Annotated in this window: 1 protein-coding gene; it reads left to right on the top strand. The window is 32.9% G+C overall.

Going from position 1 to position 556, the window contains the following annotated elements; all coding sequences use genetic code 11:
- A partial coding sequence (locus NF27_RS02385; protein WP_039455420.1) for an ankyrin repeat domain-containing protein occupies positions 1 to 556 on the top strand: 556 nt, incomplete at both ends.

The following is a 556-nucleotide window of genomic DNA, read 5'->3' as shown; positions in this document are numbered from 1 at the left end:
TTGATAAGCAAGGTAGAACTCCACTTCACTATACAGTGCTTTGTAATACAGCTCTCAAAAACGGGGTGATGTGGGACACTGATAGAACTCCGTTAGTACGTTATGCTGAAATACTTAAGATATTACTGAAACATGGTTCTAACCCTTTAATAAAAGATAAAGAAGGGTATACTCCCAAAAGTATTATTAACTCAAAGCTGAACAATCCGGCAAGGTATGATGTAAGTTATACCCAAGGAAATACTACATGCAAAGGCTTAAGGGAAGTTGCCATAAAAAAAGATTTAGAAATGCATGAGGCTCTAAAGGTAGTTGAGGAAATATATCAAGAAAAATATAGAAATTCATTAATTAAAAATAATATATATAAGATAATCATTACTAAATTACAAAAGGAGCTAAATTACTCTTACTCTGACGTTTGTGATAAGACAGGCAAGTTGTTATCGAGTATGGCAGGTATTAAGGAGCGTGAAAGTTATATAAGTCCGAGTTTGAGTTCTGGGGAAGAAAAAGATACGATTAATATATTCATTGAATTTAATAATCAAGCCGA

The organism is Candidatus Jidaibacter acanthamoeba (assembly GCF_000815465.1).
Lineage (GTDB): Bacteria > Pseudomonadota > Alphaproteobacteria > Rickettsiales > Midichloriaceae > Jidaibacter > Jidaibacter acanthamoebae.
This window is presented reverse-complemented; position numbering and strand designations above follow the sequence as displayed.